Genomic DNA, 18,556 nt, shown 5'->3' with positions numbered 1-18,556 from the left:
CCAAGCCCCCATGAGCACCGCATCCCACTCGCCACAGCCTCAGACAACCGGAAAGTTCGTCACAGGTTCCACACTCAGGCACGTCATCACGATGACCGCCACCGGCTCGATCGGGTTGGCGGCGGTTTTCTTCGTGGACGTGCTGAACCTGTTCTACATCTCTCTGCTGGGGCAAAAAGAACTGGCGGCTGCTGTGGGCTACGCCGGTACGCTGCTGTTTTTCCTCACCTCACTGGCGATCGGGCTTTCGATTGCGGCCACCGCATTGACCTCGCGGGCCCTGGGACGCGGCGACCGTGACAAGGCCCAAGAACTTGCGGGCGCGTCCATGTTGCTGATGGGGATGTTCATGACCATGGCGGTCGTGCTCACCTTCCCTTTCCTCCAGTACTTGCTGGGCGCACTGGGCGCCACCGGCGAAACGGCCCAACTCGCCCTTCGGTTCACACGCATCGTGTTGCCCTCGGCCATTCCATTGGGATTGGGCATGTGCCTGGGCGCACTTCTGCGCTCGCTGGGCGACGCTCGCCGTGCCATGTTCGTCACATTGGGGGCTGGTGCCATCAGCGCAGTGCTCGATCCCATTCTGATCTTCGGGTTGGGCTGGGGCTTGGACGGCGCCGCGGTGGCCACCGTCTTGACCCGTTTCACGATGGTAGGCATCGGCCTTCACGCGCTGGTGCGGGTGCACCATTTGCTGGTGTGGCCTGCCATGCCGGTGTTGCTCGGCACATTGCGCCCATTCCTCGCCATTGGGGTGCCGGCCGTCTTGACCCAGGTTGCCACCCCCGTGGGCAATGCCTTCGTCACCGCCGCGATTGCAGGTTTTGGCGACAACGCAGTGGCTGGCTGGGCCGTGATCGGACGGCTGATTCCGGTGGCGTTTGTGGCATTGTTTGCGCTCTCCGGATCGGTGGGCCCCATCCTGGGTCAGAACCTGGGCGCACGGCGATTTGACCGTCTGCGCTCCACCGTGCGCGACAGTCTCAAGGTGGTGCTGGTCTATGTGGGGGCCGTGTGGCTGTTGCTGGCCGTCGGTAGCGGCTGGATTGCCGATGCGTTTGGTGCCGTGGGTGAAGCACGCGAACTGATCGTCTTCTTCTGTGTGTATGTCGCGGGCAGCTTCATGTTCAACGGTGCCCTGTTTGTGGCCAACGCCGCTTTCAACAACCTGGGCTTTGCCTTCTATTCCACCGCGCTGAACTGGGGCCGCGCCACTCTGGGGGTGGTGCCATTTATCTGGCTCGGCTCGCAGTGGTTCGGGGCGCGTGGCGTCATGGCAGGCTATGGCCTGGGTGTGGTGGTTTTCGGAGTGGCGGGCGCTCTGCTCTGTCGCCGGGTGCTCAAGCGAATCGAACGGGAAGCGTCCGCCAGCGCAACCATCAGGTCGTGAAGAGGTGCGCCCAGGCGTCTCGCAGCAGGTTCTTCTGCACTTTGCCCATGGTGTTGCGTGGCAACTCTGGCACCACACTGCAGTGCTTGGGAATCTTGAAGTTGGCCAACTGGGTCTTCAACGCCGCAATGATCGCAGCACCGTCGAGCTGCACGCCCGGCTTTGCGGTCACCACCGCCACGCCCACCTCGCCAAAGTCCGGGTGTGGAACGCCCACCACCGCGCTCTCGGCCACGCCCGGCATGTCATTGATGCACGCTTCAATCTCTGCCGGGTACACGTTGTAGCCACCGCTGATGATGAGGTCCTTGCTGCGGCCCACGATGGTCACATAGCCCCGTTCGTCCACGCGCCCCACGTCACCGGTCTTGAAGAATCCGTCAACGGTGAACTCCTCTGCCGTTTTCTCGGGCATGCGCCAATAGCCTTTGAAGATATTCGGCCCTTTCACCTGAATGCTGCCGATCTCCCCTGCGGGCAGGGGTTGGCCCGCATCGCCGGCCACCTTCAATGTCACGCCAGGCAAAGGAAAACCCACGGTCCCGCCGCGGCGCTCGCTTTGCCCTGCGTGGCGAGCGTCAGGTGCGCACGGGTTCGAGGTCAGCATGACCGTCTCGCTCATGCCGTAACGCTCCAGAATGGTGTGGCCGGTCCGCTCCTGCCAGGCCTTGAACGTTTCAATCAGCAGCGGCGCCGAGCCCGAAACAAACAAACGCATACGGGCAGCCTGCGAGCGCGTCAGACCAGGCTCGGCGAGCATGCGCACGTAAAGCGTGGGCACCCCCATGAATACGGTGGCCCTGGGCAACAAAGCCACCACCTCGGCGGGGTCGAACTTGTTGAGCCAAAGCATCGGGCTGCCATTGATGAGGGCACCGTGAATGGCCACAAACAACCCGTGTACGTGGAAGATGGGCAGCGCATGAATCAACACATCATCAGGTTTCCAGCACCAGTATTCCCGCAATACCTGCGCGTTGCTCAGGATGTTGCCGTGCGTCAGCATGGCACCCTTGCTGCGCCCGGTGGTGCCACTGGTGTAGATGATCACAGCGAGGTCATCAGCCGCACAGACGGCCGGGGTGTGCTCTGCACTGTGATGAGCCGCCCTTTGCAACAAGCTGCCCTGGCGCGCATCGTCCAGCGTGAACACATGCCGTGTGCCGGCGTTGAAAGCGATCTTGGACACCCAGCCGAAGTTGGCCGGACTGCACACCACCACGGCCGGCTCGGCGTTGCCGATGAAGTACGCAATCTCGGCGCTGCGGTAGGCGGTGTTGAGCGGAAGAAAAACGTAGCCTGCGCGCAGTGTGGCCAGATACAGGATCAGGGCTTCCACCGACTTTTCCACCTGCACGGCAATGCGGGCGCCCTTCGGAAGCTCCAGTGAAACCAACAAATTGGCCATCATGGCCGTGGCACGGTCCAGATCACGCCAGCTGTAGTGGAGTGACGGAACAGAGCCCCCCACCGTTTCAACGGCCGTGGCATCCAGATCGGAAGGAAATGCCTTGCGCAAGGCGACAAACAGGTTGTGATTGCTCATGAGAGGGGCAAAGCGAATGTTGTTGGAAGAGAGTCAACCAAACTGCGGGGGTCGTTTGGCCAAAAATGCGGCTATGCCTTCACGATGTTCGGCACTGTCTGCATACCGGTAGCTGTCCAGAGAAGCTGCTGAAACTCCGTCACCACGCGCCAACGCACGCAGGGCTTGCTTGTTCATGCGAGCGGCCTGGGGTGCGAGTCTGGTCATGCCCTCCAGGCGTTGTTCGACAGCATGAACCAGTTCTTCCTGCGGTGCCACCTGGTTCAGGAAGCCGCGCCCCTTCATTTCGGCGGCGTCCAGCACGACTGCACCCAGCAACATCTCGCGCGCGGTGAGTTCGCCCGCAGCGCGCACCACCTGGGCCGCTTCGCGCGGCGCCATGGGAAATCCCAGGCGGGCGATGGGTGCGCCGAAACGGGCCGACGCACTGGCAAGGCGGATGTCGCAACAGCTGGCGATCTCCATGCCTGCGCCCATGCAGTGGCCTTCAATACAGGCCACTATGGGCAGGTCACAGTCCAGCATCGCAGAGAGCCCGCCCCAGACCTCATCTTCGTGAAACGCCCGGAGTGCCGATTCGTTGAACCGGAACTCAGGGTACTCCGCAATGTCGCCGCCCGCGCAAAAATGCCCGCCCATACCACGCACGGTGACGCAGAGCAGGCCCTGCTGGTTTTGGAGGTCCAGAAAAATCGCGCGCAACGACCGCCACATGGCTCGCGACATGGCGTTGAACTTGCCGTCGTTGAACAGGCACACCCGCGCCAGCGCACCATCGATCTCGCAGTGCACCTGTCCAGCCACGGTCATCAGTCCAGCTTGGCGCCGGAAGCTTTCACCACCTGGGCCCACTTGCTCACTTCGCCCTTGATGAACGCGTCAAACTGGGCGCCGCTCAGGTCCGGGAATGCGGCACCCTGCCGGCCCCAGACCGCCTTGGCTTCATCGGTCAGACAGGCCTTGCGGATCTCTTCGATGGCCCTGGCCCTCGCTTCCGCAGGCGAGCCCTTGGGCGCCCAGATGCCGTACCAGGTGGTCACGGTGTAGTCGGGCAAACCCAGTTCGGCCGCGCAAGGTACGTCGGGCAGAGCCGGGTTGCGCTGTGCGCCAGACACCATCAAGGCCTTGATCCGGCCGCCCTGGATGTGGGCAGCCGAAGACCCGAGGCCGTCAAACATCATCTCCACATCACCCGCAATCAAGCCCTGCAGCGCAGGGCCGGCTCCCCGATAGGCAATGTGCGTGATGAAGGTCCGGGTCTGCTGCTTGAACAACTCGCCGGCCAGGTGATGCGATGTGCCGTTGCCAGCCGATCCGTAGTTGAGCTTGCCCGGGTTGGAGCGAACGAGTTTGAGAAAGTCGGCGAAATTCGCCGCAGACACCTTGCTCGGGTTGACCACCAGCACCTGCGGCACGCTGGCCACCAGAATCAGCGGTTCAAGGTCCTTGTCCAGGTCGTATTCCAGTTTGGGATACATGCTGGGCGCAATGGCGTGGTGCACCGCACCCATGAACAGGTTGTAGCCGTCGGGTGTTGCCCGTGCGGCCAGGGTGGCGCCAAGCGTACCGCCGGCGCCGCCCTTGTTGTCGATCACGAGCTGGCGCCCCGTCAGTCGCGAGAACTGAACCGCCAGTGGACGCGCAAACGCATCGGTGCCGCCACCTGCAGGAAACGGCACGATCATGTTGACGGGGCGCGTGGGCCAGGTGGACTGCGCGTGCAGTGGTAGGGTGTGGGTGGCCAGCCCCGCAAGGGCTGCGCTCAAGGCCGTGCGCCTGGTAATGGAACATGTCATGCGTTGTCTCCTGTCGTTGTCGATGCCATTCGCCAGCCCTCAGGGGGCCGGGATCAGTTTACCGACGGCGGGGGCCGTCGGGATTTTGCCCTGCGCCAGGAGAGCCCGGTGCCGGTCAAGCCGCTTGAGGTCGTACAGGTAATTCACCATCAGTCCGTACGATTGCTTCATGCCTTTGGTAGACGGATCGCCCGCCCAGTTGATTCGTTCGACGCGCGCGCCATTTCCGAGATGAAAACGGGCCACGGGGTCCAGCGGCTTGCCATCACGCATTTCGGATGCCAGGTACTGGGCGGCCAGACCCAGCAAAGCCGCGCGTTCCGGGGCGCTTGCGGGCAGCTCCAACGTCTGCTCCCATGCCTTGAGCAAGTCGGGCGACGCATGCTTGGACAGCCAGGGCCGCAGGCCTGGAATGGGTGACAGGGTTACAAACGTCTTCAGCTTGGGAAACTCATCCTTCAAAGTGTCGACCACGCGTTTGATCAGCGAGTCACCAAAGCTCACGCCCTTGAGACCGGTCTGCGTGTTGCTGATCGAATAAAAGATGGCGTGGGTGGCCTTGGACAGATTGGCCGGCGCGGCCGACTCGTCGAGCAACGGCGTGATGCAGGTCGCCATGTCGTCCATGAGCGCCACCTCGACGAAGATCAGCGGTTCGTCTGGCAGCCTGGGATGAAAAAAACCGTAACAGCGGCGGTCTGAATCGAGCCGATTCTTGACGTCGGCCCATCCACGGATGTCGTGCACGGCCTCGTACTTGATCAGTTTTTCAATCAGGGACGCGGGTGAATCCCAACTGATGCGGCGCAGGTCAAGAAACCCCACGTCGAACCAGGTCGAAAACATGTACTCCATCTCAACGTCCAGCGCCAACAGCCGCCGGTCCGCTTTCAGGCGGGGCTGCATTTCTGCCCGCATATCGACCAGAAAGCGAATGCCCTCCGGATTGACGCTGAACCGCTGCAGCAGCCGCCGTCGGGGCGACACCGTGGCCCTGCGGTAGTTCACCTCGGCCGCCGCTTCATCGGGCGTGCCCACCGCGGCCGTGTACTGGGCCTGTGCTGCCTTTACTTTCAGGGGGTCGGCCACAAACTGTTCACTCATCAGCAGCCACATGTCATGGCGCTGCTCTGGTGTGGCGCTGGCGTACCAGCCCGCCACCCCACGTGCGCGGCGCCCGCCCTCGACCTCACTCACCTTGGGGTCGACGATCGACCGCAACTCCAGCAAGGTGCGCCGCAACACGCGCGGGGAAAGGGCTTCTTCATCTCGCCGAAGCGTGGCCTTGAGGCGGTCCCGTGTCGATCGCGCGGCACTGCGGCTGGACTTCGAAGGAGCCTCTGAGGTTTCAGGCCCGCCCTTCAGCGACCCGGTGCGCAGGATCGACACCCCCTTGGTGATCCAGTCGGATGTGTTCATCGCGTGTCTCCCTGAATTACCGGCATGCTGCCAAAACCGCTGGCAGCCCAGCGGCAATCGGTGAGTGAGCGCCCTGGCTTCCCGTTCATGCCAGTTTCGATAGACCACCGCGCGCGAGTTCCCGCAGGGCCTCGCGCTGCCTTGTCAGATGTGTCCTCATGGCGGCTTCTGCACCTTCCGGGTCACGTGCCTTCAGCGCCGCAAACACCGCCATGTGTTCGGACAGGCTTTGCTGCAACCGGCCGGGCGCATGGAGCTGCTGAAGCCGAGCCAGCTTGAGAATCTTGCGCAGATCGGCTATCGCCTGGGCCAGCCATCGGTTGTTGGCCAGGGTGATGATGGCTTCGTGGATGGTGAAGTTGACCTCGTAATACAACGTGATGCGTCCAGCGCTGGCGTGTTTGTTGAGCCGTTCGTGAAGCGTTTCCAGCGCCGCCAGATCGGCCTCGGTGGCGTTCCGCGCCGCCTCGTACGCACACCGCCCTTCCAGCAGTGCAATGACGGGGAAAATGTCGTCCAGATCCTGCTCGGTGACCTGATTGACAAAGCAGCCCCTGCGCTGTTCGTGGCGGACCAGACCCTCAGCCGCCAGCACCTTGAGTGCCTCCCGAAGAGGTGTGCGCGATATGTCCAGCCGCTCAGCGATTGCCACTTCATCCACGAATGCGCCTGGCAACAGGTCCCCCGAAAAGATCAGGTCGCGCAACTGCGCGGCGACTTCATCGTGGAGAGAATTGGAAACAACGCGCATGTCGATCAGGTGTGTCGAATGAAGGCTCTGTAATTACAGGTAATTATGAGCATCACGACGTGGTGACGCAAGGCCTTCGCCTGAGGGTTTCTACCCGTTTTCAGCAATGGTGTTGCGTCGCCCTGCCCAGACCCAAAGGCCCACCCCGCCCAGCACCATCGGCACGCAAAGCCATTGCCCCATGCTCATTCCGAGCGAAAGCAGACCGAGATGTGCATCGGGTTCGCGGAAATACTCTGCAATGAACCGGAAAACGCCGTAGCCAAAGAGAAATGCAGCTGTCACCTGGCCAGTGGCATGCCTCTTCCTCGCGTAGATCCACAGCAACAAGAACAGCAAAACACCTTCCAACAGGAACTGATATACCTGCGAAGGATGCCTGGGCAGGTCACCTGCACCCCGAAATACCATGCCCCAGGGCAGCGAAGGATCGGACACCCGCCCCCACAGTTCGCCGTTGATGAAGTTGCCCAGTCGACCGGCGGCGAGCCCCGTAGGTACACAGGGAGCCACAAAATCCATCACGTGAAGAAACGGACGCTTGCGGCTGTGCGCAAACCACACCATGGCCACTGCCACGCCCAGCATGCCGCCATGAAAACTCATGCCCCCTTCCCATACGGCAAAGATCTCCAGCGGGTTCTGAAGGTAATAGGCGGGCTTGTAGAACAGGCAATAGCCCAGGCGGCCACCGGCCACCACACCCAGTACGCCCAGGAACAAAATGTCTTCAACGTCTCGCTTGGCCCAAGGCTGAGCAAGACCGGCACCAGCAAAAGCAGGATGCCGCAAGCGCAGATGGCCCAGCCACATGAACAGGCCGAAGGCCGCGAGATAGGTCAGACCGTACCAGTGGATGGCCAGCGGACCGAGTTGCAGGGCCACGGGATCGATTTGCGGGTGTTGAAGCATGTGGCCTATTGTGCCTTTTGAACATGAGCGCCAGAGGGCAACCCCGTGACAGCTTGCTCGCGGGCGAAGTGCAGGAAATGGTTCAGCGCCGGGCTCACCACATCCGGGCGCCACACCAGACTGGTTTCACAGGCAGGCACTACCCTGCCCTTGGGCCATCCCACAGGCCGGTACACGATCCCGGGCCGTTGAAACTGTCGCACGCTCTGCGGAACCCATGCCACGCCAAGGCCAGCGGATACCAGATTCACGATGGTCTGCATCTGGATGGCTTCCTGCGCCACCTGCGGCACTCGCCCTGCAGCGTTGTACAGAGCAAACACGGTGTCATACAGCGAAGGAAGAATGCGCCGGGGAAAGATCACCAGCGGCTCGGTCAACAGACTCTTGAGCGGCGGTCGTTCAGACATCGCAAGGGCATGGGATTCCGGCAATGCCACCACCAACGGCTCACTGGCGATGCGCGTCTGTGTGAGCCCGGCAGCGACAAAGCCCGGTGAATGCAAGAGGAAACCGGCGTCCACCTCACCGCGCGCCAGGAGGTCCAGTTGCACATCGCCCGTGGCCTCGATCAATTCCAGCGCGATCTGCGGCCAATGTCCCCGAAACGCCCGCACCCACCGCGGCAACAGATCAAATCCCACGGTGGAAACAAACGCCAGCCTTAGTCTTCCCAACTCGCCAGCCGCAGCGGCGCGGGCCAGTTCAGGTAGCGCCTGCGCGCGTGCCAGCATCTCGCGGACCTCGGGCAACAATGCCGCACCAGCTGGCGTGATCTGCACGCTGCGCCGGGTGCGTTCGAAAAGGCGCACGCCCAGCGCTACCTCCAGGCCAGCGATGGCCTGGGTCAGCGGTGGCTGGGTCATGTGCAGGCGCGCCGCTGCCCTGCCGAAGTGGAGTTCCTCGGCCAGCGCGACAAACTGGCGCCACTGGCGCAATTCAATGCGCAGTGACCTGGATGGATCATTCATTCACCGAGCGTATCAAACTCAGCGACCGAAACTATTGGAAATCGAACTGCCCGTGTCGCATACTGCCTACTTTTCCCTTCCCCGAGACAACACCATGGCCGACAGCAAAACCATTCCGATCAAGCCCATCAACAGCCGCAGTGCTCATATCACCCAAGGCAAATACCGCGCGCCCAACCGTTCCATGTACTACGCCATGGGCTACGAGGAAGGTGACTTCGTCAAGCCGATGGTGGGCGTGGCCAACGGCCACAGCACCATCACCCCCTGCAACTCCGGCTTGCAGAAGCTGGCCGATGCGGCCATCGCCGGCATTGAAGAAGCCGGAGGCAACGCACAGGTCTTCGGCACCCCCACCATCTCCGACGGCATGGCCATGGGTACCGAAGGCATGAAGTACTCGCTGGTCAGCCGCGAGGTGATTTCGGACTGCATTGAAACCTGCGTTGGTGGCCAGTGGATGGACGGCGTGCTGGTGGTTGGAGGCTGCGACAAGAACATGCCCGGTGGCCTGATGGGCATGCTGCGCGCCAATGTGCCCGCCATCTATGTCTATGGCGGCACGATCCTGCCAGGACACTGGAAGGGCCAGGATCTGAACATCGTGAGCGTGTTCGAGGCTGTGGGGCAGAACGCGGCCGGCAATCTGAGTGATGCAGACCTGCGCGAGATCGAAATGCGGGCCATCCCCGGCACCGGCTCTTGCGGTGGCATGTACACCGCCAACACCATGTCGAGTGCGTTCGAGGCGCTGGGCATTTCGCTGCCTTACTCGTCCACCATGGCCAATCCACACGACGAAAAGATGAACTCGGCCAAGGAGTCGGCCAAGGTGCTGATCGAAGCCATCAAGAAGGACATCAAGCCGCGTGACATCGTGACCAAGAAGGCGATTGAAAATGCTGTGGCAGTGATCATGGCCACCGGTGGATCGACCAATGCGGTGTTGCACTTCCTTGCCATTGCTCACGCGGCGGAAGTCGAATGGACCATCGACGACTTCGAGCGCGTGCGCCAGAAGACACCCGTGCTGTGCGACCTGAAGCCCAGCGGCAAGTACCTCGCGGTCGACCTGCACAAAGCGGGCGGCATTCCACAGGTCATGAAGGTGCTGCTCAACGCCGGACTGCTGCACGGTGACTGCCTGACCATCAGCGGTCAGACCATCGCGGAAGTGCTGAAAGACGTGCCCGATGCACCGCGCGCCGACCAGGACGTGATCCGCCCCTTAGACAAGCCCATGTACGAACACGGCCATCTGGCGATTCTGAAAGGCAACCTCAGTCCTGAAGGCGCTGTGGCCAAGATCACCGGCCTGAAGAACCCGGTGATGACCGGCCCGGCGCGGGTGTTCGACGACGAGCAGTCTGCACTGCAGGCCATCCTCGATGGCAAGATCAAGGCCGGCGACGTGATGGTGTTGCGCTACCTGGGTCCGAAAGGCGGTCCGGGCATGCCAGAGATGCTCGCGCCTACCGGTGCACTGATCGGCGCCGGTCTGGGTGAAAGCGTCGGCCTGATCACCGACGGTCGCTTCAGCGGTGGGACATGGGGCATGGTGGTGGGCCACGTGGCACCAGAAGCCGCAGCGGGCGGCACGATCGCCTTTGTGAATGAAGGCGACAGCATCACCATCGACGCGCATCGGCTATTGCTGGAGCTCAACGTGCCTCAGGCGGAAATCGAGAAACGTCGTGCAGCATGGACAGCCCCTGCCCCGCGCTACACGCGGGGCGTGCAGGCCAAGTTTGCCTTCAATGCGTCCAGCGCCAGCAAAGGCGCCGTGCTGGACAACTATTGAGCAATCGCGCAAGTGGGGTGCCGTGGCCCGGCTCGACTTCGAGCCAAGGCCATCTGCACCCCAACTTTTTGCCGGAGGCCGCACTCAACTGCAAGGAGCAAGAACGTGTTCAGGCTCCTGACATCAGCGACGCCTGGGCTTGATGCCCAGAGCGGCTCGCTGCTTTTCCAGGCGGTCCTTTTTTTTCTGGTCCATCTTTTCCATGGCCTTGCGCTTGGTGTAGCCACTCGTATCGGCCCAGGCCCACCACGCCACGGCCAGTCCAAATGGCGCCAGCACCCACAACCACGAGAGTTCGGCCACGAAGCCGATCTCGAAATACTTCAGCAGCATCAGGCCGATGCCCAATATCAGTAAATACATCACACCCTCCGGTAAAGGTCCGATAAAGCCCGGCAAGAAACTGTAAGCGGGCGTTTCAACGGCGTTCCGATCGCTAGAATCCAGACCAGACGAGCATTCCAAACAACCGTAAGGACACCACCATGAAACGCGCTCTCCTGATTATGGCCGCCCTGACCGCTTTTTCCGCAACTGCCCTGGCCGACGCAGCGCTGGCCAAGAGCAAGAACTGCATGGCCTGCCACGCAGTGGACAAGAAGCTGGTGGGGCCGTCGTACAAAGACGTGGCCCAAAAATACGGGGCTGACGCCAAAGCGGTGGATGCCCTCGCTGTAAAAATCATCAAAGGTGGTTCAGGCGTATGGGGCGCCATTCCCATGCCCGCCAATCCTCAGGTCAGCGAAGCTGAAGCAAAAATACTTGCCGCTTGGGTCATGTCACACAAGTAAGCCAGGACAGACTCAACAAAAAACCCGCAGCAGCGGGTTTTTTGTTGGCTGAAGCCCCAGACGAATCAGTTGGTTTTGGCCAACTGTTCAAGAATGGCCGGATTTTCCAGGGTCGACGTGTCCTGCGTGATGGCCTCGCCCTTGGCCAATGCCCGCAGCAAACGCCGCATGATCTTGCCAGATCGGGTCTTGGGCAGGTTCTCACCAAACCGGATTTCTTTCGGCTTGGCAATCGGGCCAATTTCTTTGCCGACCCAGTTGCGCAACTCATTGGCGATGGCCTTGGCCTCGTCACCTGTGGGCACCGAACGCTTGAGCACCACAAATGCCACGATGGCTTCCCCGGTCACATCGTCCGGACGTCCCACCACGGCCGCTTCTGCCACCAGGTCTGTCTTGCCAACCAGCGCCGACTCGATCTCCATGGTGCCCATGCGGTGACCCGAAACATTGAGCACGTCGTCGATACGCCCAGTGATGCGGAAGTAACCCCGGTCTACGCTGCGCACCGCTCCGTCGCCAGCCAGGTAGTAGCCTTTGAGCTCTTCCGGGAAGTAGCTCTTCTTGAAACGCTCGGGCTCACCCCATATGGTGCGGATCATCGAGGGCCAGGGTTTCTTCACGACCAGAATACCGCCCGCACCATTCGGCACGTCATTGCCGGTCTCGTCGACAATGGCGGCGGCGATGCCTGGCAGTGGCAATGTGCAGGAACCCGGCACCAGCGGTGTGGCGCCCGGCAACGGCGTGATCATGTGGCCACCGGTCTCGGTCTGCCAGAACGTGTCCACGATGGGGCAGCGCTCGCCTCCCACATGCTTGTAGTACCACATCCAGGCTTCTGGGTTGATGGGCTCTCCCACCGAACCCAGAATGCGCAGGCTGGAGAGGTCCGAGCGGGCGGGATGCACCTTCTCGTCCCCTTCCGCCGCCTTGATCAGCGAACGAATGGCCGTGGGCGCCGTGTAGAAGATGGTGCACTTGTGTCGTTCGATCATCTGCCAGAAGCGCCCGGCATTCGGGAAGGTGGGCACGCCTTCAAACACGATCTGAGTGGCGCCGGCGGCGAGCGGGCCGTAGGCCACATAGCTGTGACCGGTGATCCAGCCGATGTCGGCAGTGCACCAGAAGATGTCATCGTCCTGCAGGTCGAACGTCCACTGCATGGTGAGGTTCGCCCACAGCAGGTAGCCGGCGGTGCTGTGCTGCACACCTTTTGGCTTGCCGGTGGAGCCAGAGGTGTACAGCACGAACAGCGGATGTTCCGCGCCCACCATCTCGGCAGGACAGTCGGTGGATTCCGCCGCCATGGCTTCGTGCATGAAGCTGTCACGACCCGCCACCATGTTGCAGGCGGTCTGGGTGCGCTGAAACACCAGCACGTTCTTGACGCATTCGCATCCGCCCATGGCGATGCCTTCATCAACGATCGATTTCAGAGGCAACTCCTTGCCCCCACGCAACTGGTAGTTGGCGGTGATCACGGCCACAGCACCTGCGCCTTGAATACGCTCTTGCAGGGCCTTCGCCGAAAAACCGCCAAACACCACACTGTGGGTTGCTCCGATGCGAGCACAGGCCTGCATCGCCACCACGCCCTCCACTGTCATGGGCATGTAGATGACCACCCGGTCACCCTTCTTCACACCCTTGGCCTTGAGTGCGTTTGCAAACTGCGATACCTTGGCCAGGAGTTCCTTGTACGTGACCTTGCTCACCTCGCCGCCGTCAGCCTCGAAGATGATGGCCGTCTTGTTCTCGACCGGCGTGCCCATGTGCCGATCCAGGCAGTTGTAAGAGGCATTCAGCTCGCCATCTTCAAACCATTTGTAGAACGGTGCGTTCGATTCATCCAGCGTTTTGCTGAAGGGCTTGTGCCATGTCAGTGATTCACGCGCCAGCCTGGCCCAGAAGCCTTCGAAGTCGCTTTCTGCCTCTGCACACAGGGCATCATAGGCCGCCATGCCAGACACGCGAGCGCGCTTCACGAACGCTTCAGCGGGTTCGAAAACACGATTTTCGACCAGCGTGGACTCAATGGACGACGAGGGTGCAGACATGGGCAGTCTCCTTCAATGTTGTGGGTTCAGGTTCGCCAGCGACTGTGCTCAAAGGCTCTTACGAGCCACTTACATGGTATACGCCATCAGGCCTGAAGGACGTGAATCGAAAACTGTGGCCTTTTCTGGAACATGCCCCATCCGGCCTTGCCTGTGATCGGCACGCAGTGCCACCAGGACGCCGCCGAAAAGGAGGCCTCTGCATACCGATACGCCCTCGAGGAAAGCCTTCAAATCCTTAAAATGCGAAGTTTGTCCTTTCGGTCCTTCAGCCAATCACCATGTCCACCGACACCCTGCCTCCCGACGGACTCCGCCAACGCTGCCATGCTTTCCTGTCCCGACCGATTGTCCAGCACGGTATTCTGGCGCTGATCGTCCTCAATGCGGTACTCATGGGCCTGGAGACTTCAGCCAGCGTGATGTCGAGGGTGGGTCCCTGGCTGCTGGCCGTGGACAAGTTCATCCTTGGCATCTTCGTCGTTGAACTGGCGGTTCGCCTTTATGTTCATCGCAGCGCCTTCTTTCGCGATCCCTGGAGCCTGTTCGATTTTGCCGTTGTGACCATCGCACTGATACCGGCCAGCGGACCGTTTGCGGTCCTTCGAGCCCTGCGTGTGCTGCGTGTGCTGCGTGTGCTCACCATCGTGCCATCCATGCGGCGGGTGGTAGGCGCCCTCCTGTCGGCTATACCGGGCCTGTCCTCCATTGCGATGGTGCTGCTGCTGGTGTTCTATGTGTTCGCCGTGATCGCCACGCACCTGTTTGGCCAGCAATTCCCGGACTGGTTTGGCCACCTGGGACGCTCGCTCTACACCCTGTTCCAGGTCATGACGCTGGAGAGTTGGTCGATGGGCATTTCTCGCCCGGTGATGGAAGAGTCGCCCTACGCATGGGCATTCTTCATTCCGTTCATCCTGTTCGCCACCTTCACCATGCTCAACCTGTTCATCGCGATCATCGTGAACGCGATGCAGACGTTCAGTGAAAGCGAACACCAGGCCACGGTGGGCGCGGTGGAGACCGTGGGTCAGTCCATCGAGCATCAGCTGCACGCAGAGGTCCAGTCGCTGCGGCAGGAGATTGGGGAGCTCAAGACCCTGTTGCGCTCATCCAGCCTGGCTGGGGCGATGGATGCAGCCAAACCATCAGGGCACGGCCAGCCAGGCTGAGCCTGTCCATCGCACGCTTCTACCGCCCGACCATGTTTGCCGGCACGACCCACTGATCAAACTGTTCAGCGGTCACATAGCCCAGCCCCAGCGCAGCGGCCTTCAGGCTCGAGCCTTCGGCATGTGCCTTCTTGGCGATCTCGGCCGCACGGTCATACCCAATGTGCGGATTCAGGGCCGTCACCAGCATCAGGGATTGATTCACCAGCTCGGTGATCCGTGCCCGGTTGGGCTCGATGCCTCTGACGCAGTGGCGCTCGAAGCTGTCCATGCCATCTGCCAGCAGTCGCACACTCAGAAGAAAGTTGTGTACTACCACTGGGCGAAAAACATTGAGCTGAAAGTTGCCTGACGCGCCGCCCAGGCCAATCGTCACATCATTCCCGAGCACTTGCACACATGCCATGGTCAGCGCTTCACACTGGGTCGGGTTCACTTTGCCCGGCATGATGGAAGAACCGGGCTCGTTTTCCGGGATCGTCAGCTCGCCCAAACCACTGCGAGGGCCACTGGCAAGCCAGCGCACATCATTGGCGATCTTCATCAGACTCACGGCCAGCGTCTTCAGCGAGCCGTGGGCATGAACGAGCGCGTCACAAGCGGCCAGCGCCTCGAACTTGTTGGGAGCACTCACCAAGGGCAATCCGGTCTCCTGCGCCAATTGTTCCGTCACAGCATCTCCAAACCCGGGCGGCGCGTTGAGCCCCGTGCCCACCGCCGTGCCTCCCAATGCCAGTTCGCAAAGGTGCGGCAACGATTGACGAATGTGCCGCTGTCCATGGGTGAGCTGCGTCACCCACCCTGAAATTTCCTGCCCCAAAGTCAGCGGCGTGGCGTCCTGCAAATGCGTGCGACCGATTTTCACGATGTCGTCAAAGGCGTGTCGCTTGCGTTCGAGCTCAGCCCGAAGGCGCTCGAGCCCGGGCAACAGCCGGTTCCCCACGCCCTCCACCGCCGCCAGATGCATGGCCGTCGGAAACACATCATTGGAGGACTGGCTGCGATTGACATCGTCATTGGGGTGCACCATGCGATCGACACCTCGCTTACCACCCAGCAACTCGCTGGCGCGGTTGGCCAGCACCTCATTCATGTTCATGTTGGTTTGTGTGCCTGAGCCGGTCTGCCAGATCGCCAGGGGGAACTCAGCGGCATGCAGCCCTGCGATCACCTCGTCAGCCGCTGTTGAAATGGCCGCTGCCTTGTCGGATGGCAAACCAGCCAACTGCTGATTGATCTCGGCACACGCTTTTTTTACAAGCGCCAACGCCCGAATCAATTCAGGAGGCATCTTTTCGGTGGAAATGGCGAAGTGTTGGAGCGATCGCTGAGTCTGTGCACCCCACAGCCGCTCTGATGGCACCTCCATGGGCCCCATGCTGTCATGTTCGATGCGCTGCGTCATAAGGACTCCTTCTGGTGTCAGCTGAGGTTGGGTCGACCTGTCAAAATACACTTGGCCCACCGTAGCAGACTTGTGCCGCCTTGTCGCGACAGCGACCCCCGAGCCGCAAATTCCAACCACACCACAGCCATGACCACGAGCATCCGCCAGAACGACCTCATCGAATCCGTTGCCGCTGCCCTGCAGTACATCAGCTACTACCATCCGGCCGATTACATCGCCCATCTGGCCCGTGCCTACGAGCGCGAACAAAGCCCTGCTGCCAAAGACGCCATTGCCCAGATTCTGACCAACAGCAAGATGAGCGCTATCGGGCATCGCCCGATCTGTCAGGACACGGGAATCGTCAACGTGTTCATCAAGGTGGGTATGGATGTTCGATGGGAAGGCTTCACGGGTGGCCTGGAAGACGCCATCAATGAAGGCGTTCGCCGCGGCTACAACCACCCTGACAACACCCTTCGTGCCAGCGTGGTGGCCGACCCGCACTTCGCCCGGAAAAACACCAAAGACAACACGCCCGCCGTGATCTTCACCGAGATCGTTCCAGGCAACACCGTGGACATCACGGTGGCGGCCAAGGGTGGTGGCTCCGAAAACAAGTCGAAGATGATCATGATGAACCCCAGCGACTCCCTGGTCGACTGGGTGCTCAAGACTGTACCGACCATGGGCGCTGGCTGGTGCCCGCCAGGCATGCTCGGCATCGGCATCGGTGGCACAGCCGAAAAAGCGGTGCTGCTGGCCAAAGAGAGCCTGATGGACGACATCGACATGTACGAACTTCAGGCCAAGTCGGCCAAGGGCGAGAAGCTGAGCCAGGTCGAAGAACTGCGCCTGGAACTGTTCGACAAGGTCAACGCGCTGGGCATTGGCGCGCAGGGTCTGGGCGGACTCACCACCGTGCTTGACATCAAGATCAAGATGTACCCTACCCACGCAGCCAGCAAGCCGGTGGCCATGATCCCCAACTGTGCGGCCACACGGCATGCCCACTTTGTGCTCGACGGCAGCGGCCCGGTCTACCTGGATCCGCCCAGCCTGGACCTCTGGCCCAACGTGAACTGGACCGCAGACACCGAAAAGAGTCAGCGCGTCGATCTGAACACGCTCACCAAGGAACAGGTAGCCAGCTGGAAACCGGGCCAGACCCTGCTGCTCAACGGCAAGATGCTGACTGGCCGCGATGCCGCCCACAAGCGCATCCAGGACATGCTCGCCAAAGGCGAAAAACTGCCAGTGGACTTCACCAACCGCGTGATCTACTATGTCGGCCCGGTGGACCCGATCCGTGACGAGGCCGTGGGTCCCGCAGGCCCCACCACCGCCACCCGCATGGACAAGTTCACCGACATGATGCTGGAACAAACCGGGTTGATTGCGATGATCGGCAAAGCCGAGCGCGGCCCAGTGGCAATCGAGTCGATCAAGCAGCACAAGAGCGCCTACCTGATGGCGGTGGGTGGTGCGGCCTACCTCGTATCCAAGGCCATCAAACATGCCAGGGTGGTGGGTTTTGAAGACCTTGGGATGGAGGCCATCTACGAATTTGACGTGGTCGACATGCCTGTGACCGTGGCAGTGGATTCAGGCGGTACCAGCGCCCACATCACGGGGCCAGCCGAGTGGCAAAAGCGCATCGCCAGCGGTGAGTTCAAGGGTATTGGCGTCACGAGCGCATGAACCTGTCTTGACAACCGTTGCGGTATTTGACAGCGGTGTGGGAGGGCTGAGTGTGCTTCGGGCCCTGCAAAGCGAGGCGCCACACACCCACTGGGTCTACCTGGCCGACAGCGCGTTTGCTCCTTATGGTGACCGCCGTGAACCGGAAGTCATCGAAAGGTCACATCGCATCACAGCATGGCTGATCCGGGAATACCGGCCAGATGCGCTGGTGGTGGCCTGCAACACAGCCACCGCTTTGGCCATCGACACCCTTCGCAACATGTACCCCGCCCTGCACATCATTGGGGTGGAGCCCGCGCTGAAGACGGCGGCTCAGAAGACACGCACGGGGTGCGTCGGTGTATTGGCCACCACCGGCACGCTGGCAAGTGAACGCTTTGCCACTCTGAGACGCAATGTGGAGGCGATGGGCGGGCCAAGCTTGCAGTTCTTCTGCCACCCCTGCCCAGGTCTTGCCGATGCCATAGAACGGGGCGACGAAGCACAGACGGAACATCTTTGCAGGCGCTTCCTTTTGGCATTGTGCGAGCGGATTCCCGATCCGAAGCGGATGGACTGCCTGGTTCTTGGATGCACACATTACCCTTTTGCCATGGACACGCTGCAGCGGCTCTGCGGTTCTGGTGTGCACTTGATCGACAATGCAAAGCAGATTGCAAGAAGAACGGTCGACCTGGTCGGTCCATCCCACACGCCGGGGGTTGCCGCCTCGGAAGGTGGTATTTCGCTTTGCGCGACGGGCAGTGCGAGCGCACTGATTGAAGCTTGCGAGCGCTGGCTTCCCGGCACGCATCAACCTGGAGTCAGAGTAGTACAACTCTGACATCGTGCGGCAGAGAACGGTACCTCACAC

General features: G+C 61.3%; 16 protein-coding genes. 6 read left to right on the top strand and 10 right to left on the bottom strand.

Translation table 11 applies throughout. The features are described 5' to 3' along the window. The first annotated feature begins 10 nt into the window (after window positions 1–10). Window positions 11–1,393: an MATE family efflux transporter gene (locus Q7V46_RS15245; RefSeq protein ID WP_304914404.1), complete on the top strand. Its 1,383-nt coding sequence runs from the start codon at window positions 11–13 to the stop codon at window positions 1,391–1,393. Here the strand turns inward: Q7V46_RS15245 and Q7V46_RS15240 are convergent. From Q7V46_RS15240 to Q7V46_RS15210, 7 genes are all read right to left on the bottom strand, one after another. Continuing rightward, on the bottom strand, window positions 1,383–2,939 hold the full coding sequence (locus Q7V46_RS15240; RefSeq protein WP_304914403.1) for a malonyl-CoA synthase: 1,557 nt from the start codon (window positions 2,937–2,939) through the stop codon (window positions 1,383–1,385). The genes Q7V46_RS15245 and Q7V46_RS15240 overlap by 11 nt on opposite strands. A 33-nt stretch (window positions 2,940–2,972) precedes the next feature. Then, complete coding sequence (locus Q7V46_RS15235) at window positions 2,973–3,749, bottom strand: enoyl-CoA hydratase/isomerase family protein (protein WP_304914402.1); 777 nt, start codon at window positions 3,747–3,749, stop codon at window positions 2,973–2,975. Next, window positions 3,749–4,735: a tripartite tricarboxylate transporter substrate binding protein gene (locus tag Q7V46_RS15230; RefSeq protein WP_304914401.1), complete on the bottom strand. Its 987-nt coding sequence runs from the start codon at window positions 4,733–4,735 to the stop codon at window positions 3,749–3,751. The genes Q7V46_RS15235 and Q7V46_RS15230 overlap by 1 nt, the downstream gene beginning before the upstream one ends. Before the next feature lie 39 nt (window positions 4,736–4,774). Next, window positions 4,775–6,154 carry a malonyl-CoA decarboxylase gene (locus tag Q7V46_RS15225; protein WP_304914400.1) on the bottom strand — a complete coding sequence of 460 codons (1,380 nt, stop codon included), beginning with the start codon at window positions 6,152–6,154 and terminating at the stop codon, window positions 4,775–4,777. An 85-nt stretch (window positions 6,155–6,239) separates the two neighbouring features. Continuing rightward, complete coding sequence (locus Q7V46_RS15220; RefSeq protein WP_304914399.1) at window positions 6,240–6,905, bottom strand: GntR family transcriptional regulator; 666 nt, start codon at window positions 6,903–6,905, stop codon at window positions 6,240–6,242. 90 nt (window positions 6,906–6,995) lie between these two features. Further along, window positions 6,996–7,817, bottom strand: a complete 822-nt coding sequence (lgt, locus tag Q7V46_RS15215) for a prolipoprotein diacylglyceryl transferase (protein ID WP_304914398.1) — start codon at window positions 7,815–7,817, stop codon at window positions 6,996–6,998. Between the two features lie 5 nt (window positions 7,818–7,822). Beyond that, window positions 7,823–8,788, bottom strand: coding sequence for a LysR family transcriptional regulator (locus Q7V46_RS15210; protein ID WP_304914397.1), 966 nt, complete (start codon window positions 8,786–8,788; stop codon window positions 7,823–7,825). A 94-nt stretch (window positions 8,789–8,882) separates the two neighbouring features. Between Q7V46_RS15210 and ilvD the strand changes: the two genes are divergently transcribed. Then, window positions 8,883–10,589, top strand: coding sequence for a dihydroxy-acid dehydratase (gene ilvD, locus Q7V46_RS15205; protein WP_304914396.1), 1,707 nt, complete (start codon window positions 8,883–8,885; stop codon window positions 10,587–10,589). 123 nt (window positions 10,590–10,712) lie between these two features. Here the strand turns inward: ilvD and Q7V46_RS15200 are convergent, their stop codons facing one another. Then, entirely contained in the window at window positions 10,713–10,952 is a 240-nt protein-coding gene (locus tag Q7V46_RS15200) for a TIGR04438 family Trp-rich protein (RefSeq protein WP_304914395.1), read from the bottom strand. A 122-nt stretch (window positions 10,953–11,074) separates the two neighbouring features. Here Q7V46_RS15200 and Q7V46_RS15195 point away from each other — a divergent pair, with 122 nt between their 5' ends. Further along, window positions 11,075–11,380, top strand: coding sequence for a c-type cytochrome (locus tag Q7V46_RS15195; protein ID WP_304914394.1), 306 nt, complete (start codon window positions 11,075–11,077; stop codon window positions 11,378–11,380). Window positions 11,381–11,445: 65 nt separating this feature from the next. Here Q7V46_RS15195 and acs read toward each other — a convergent pair whose 3' ends face one another. After that, window positions 11,446–13,440 carry an acetate--CoA ligase gene (gene acs, locus Q7V46_RS15190; protein WP_304914393.1) on the bottom strand — a complete coding sequence of 665 codons (1,995 nt, stop codon included), beginning with the start codon at window positions 13,438–13,440 and terminating at the stop codon, window positions 11,446–11,448. Between the two features lie 281 nt (window positions 13,441–13,721). Here acs and Q7V46_RS15185 point away from each other — a divergent pair, with 281 nt between their 5' ends. After that, a complete protein-coding gene (locus Q7V46_RS15185) occupies window positions 13,722–14,612 on the top strand; it encodes an ion transporter (RefSeq protein ID WP_304914392.1) in 891 nt (296 codons plus the stop codon). 19 nt (window positions 14,613–14,631) lie between these two features. On the opposite strand, the gene fumC is transcribed toward Q7V46_RS15185, so the two are convergent. Next, a complete protein-coding gene (fumC, locus tag Q7V46_RS15180) occupies window positions 14,632–16,017 on the bottom strand; it encodes a class II fumarate hydratase (protein WP_304914391.1) in 1,386 nt (461 codons plus the stop codon). Between the two features lie 129 nt (window positions 16,018–16,146). Here fumC and Q7V46_RS15175 point away from each other — a divergent pair, with 129 nt between their 5' ends. Beyond that, window positions 16,147–17,700 (top strand): fumarate hydratase, encoded by a 1,554-nt coding sequence (locus tag Q7V46_RS15175; protein WP_304914390.1) that lies wholly within the window; start codon window positions 16,147–16,149, stop codon window positions 17,698–17,700. Then, complete coding sequence (murI, locus tag Q7V46_RS15170; protein ID WP_304914389.1) at window positions 17,666–18,526, top strand: glutamate racemase; 861 nt, start codon at window positions 17,666–17,668, stop codon at window positions 18,524–18,526. Before Q7V46_RS15175 ends, murI begins: the two co-directional genes overlap by 35 nt. The last annotated feature ends 30 nt before the right edge of the window (window positions 18,527–18,556 follow it).

The sequence above is a fragment of the Hydrogenophaga sp. genome (assembly GCF_030651625.1).
Taxonomy (GTDB): Bacteria; Pseudomonadota; Gammaproteobacteria; order Burkholderiales; family Burkholderiaceae_C; genus Hydrogenophaga.
Note: the sequence above shows the minus strand (reverse complement) of the source record. Positions and strands in the feature narration are given on the sequence as shown.

Bases quoted from the DNA above. Each gene is read 5' to 3' on its own strand.
- Q7V46_RS15245 (WP_304914404.1), top strand. From the start codon at position 11: ATGAGCACCGCATCCCACTCGCCACAGCCTCAGACAACCGGAAAGTTC.
- Q7V46_RS15240 (WP_304914403.1), bottom strand. From the start codon at position 2,939: ATGAGCAATCACAACCTGTTTGTCGCCTTGCGCAAGGCATTTCCTTCC.
- Q7V46_RS15235 (WP_304914402.1), bottom strand. From the start codon at position 3,749: ATGACCGTGGCTGGACAGGTGCACTGCGAGATCGATGGTGCGCTGGCG.
- Q7V46_RS15230 (WP_304914401.1), bottom strand. From the start codon at position 4,735: ATGACATGTTCCATTACCAGGCGCACGGCCTTGAGCGCAGCCCTTGCG.
- Q7V46_RS15225 (WP_304914400.1), bottom strand. From the start codon at position 6,154: ATGAACACATCCGACTGGATCACCAAGGGGGTGTCGATCCTGCGCACC.
- Q7V46_RS15220 (WP_304914399.1), bottom strand. From the start codon at position 6,905: ATGCGCGTTGTTTCCAATTCTCTCCACGATGAAGTCGCCGCGCAGTTG.
- lgt (WP_304914398.1), bottom strand. From the start codon at position 7,817: ATGCTTCAACACCCGCAAATCGATCCCGTGGCCCTGCAACTCGGTCCG.
- Q7V46_RS15210 (WP_304914397.1), bottom strand. From the start codon at position 8,788: ATGAATGATCCATCCAGGTCACTGCGCATTGAATTGCGCCAGTGGCGC.
- ilvD (WP_304914396.1), top strand. From the start codon at position 8,883: ATGGCCGACAGCAAAACCATTCCGATCAAGCCCATCAACAGCCGCAGT.
- Q7V46_RS15200 (WP_304914395.1), bottom strand. From the start codon at position 10,952: ATGTATTTACTGATATTGGGCATCGGCCTGATGCTGCTGAAGTATTTC.
- Q7V46_RS15195 (WP_304914394.1), top strand. From the start codon at position 11,075: ATGAAACGCGCTCTCCTGATTATGGCCGCCCTGACCGCTTTTTCCGCA.
- acs (WP_304914393.1), bottom strand. From the start codon at position 13,440: ATGTCTGCACCCTCGTCGTCCATTGAGTCCACGCTGGTCGAAAATCGT.
- Q7V46_RS15185 (WP_304914392.1), top strand. From the start codon at position 13,722: ATGTCCACCGACACCCTGCCTCCCGACGGACTCCGCCAACGCTGCCAT.
- fumC (WP_304914391.1), bottom strand. From the start codon at position 16,017: ATGACGCAGCGCATCGAACATGACAGCATGGGGCCCATGGAGGTGCCA.
- Q7V46_RS15175 (WP_304914390.1), top strand. From the start codon at position 16,147: ATGACCACGAGCATCCGCCAGAACGACCTCATCGAATCCGTTGCCGCT.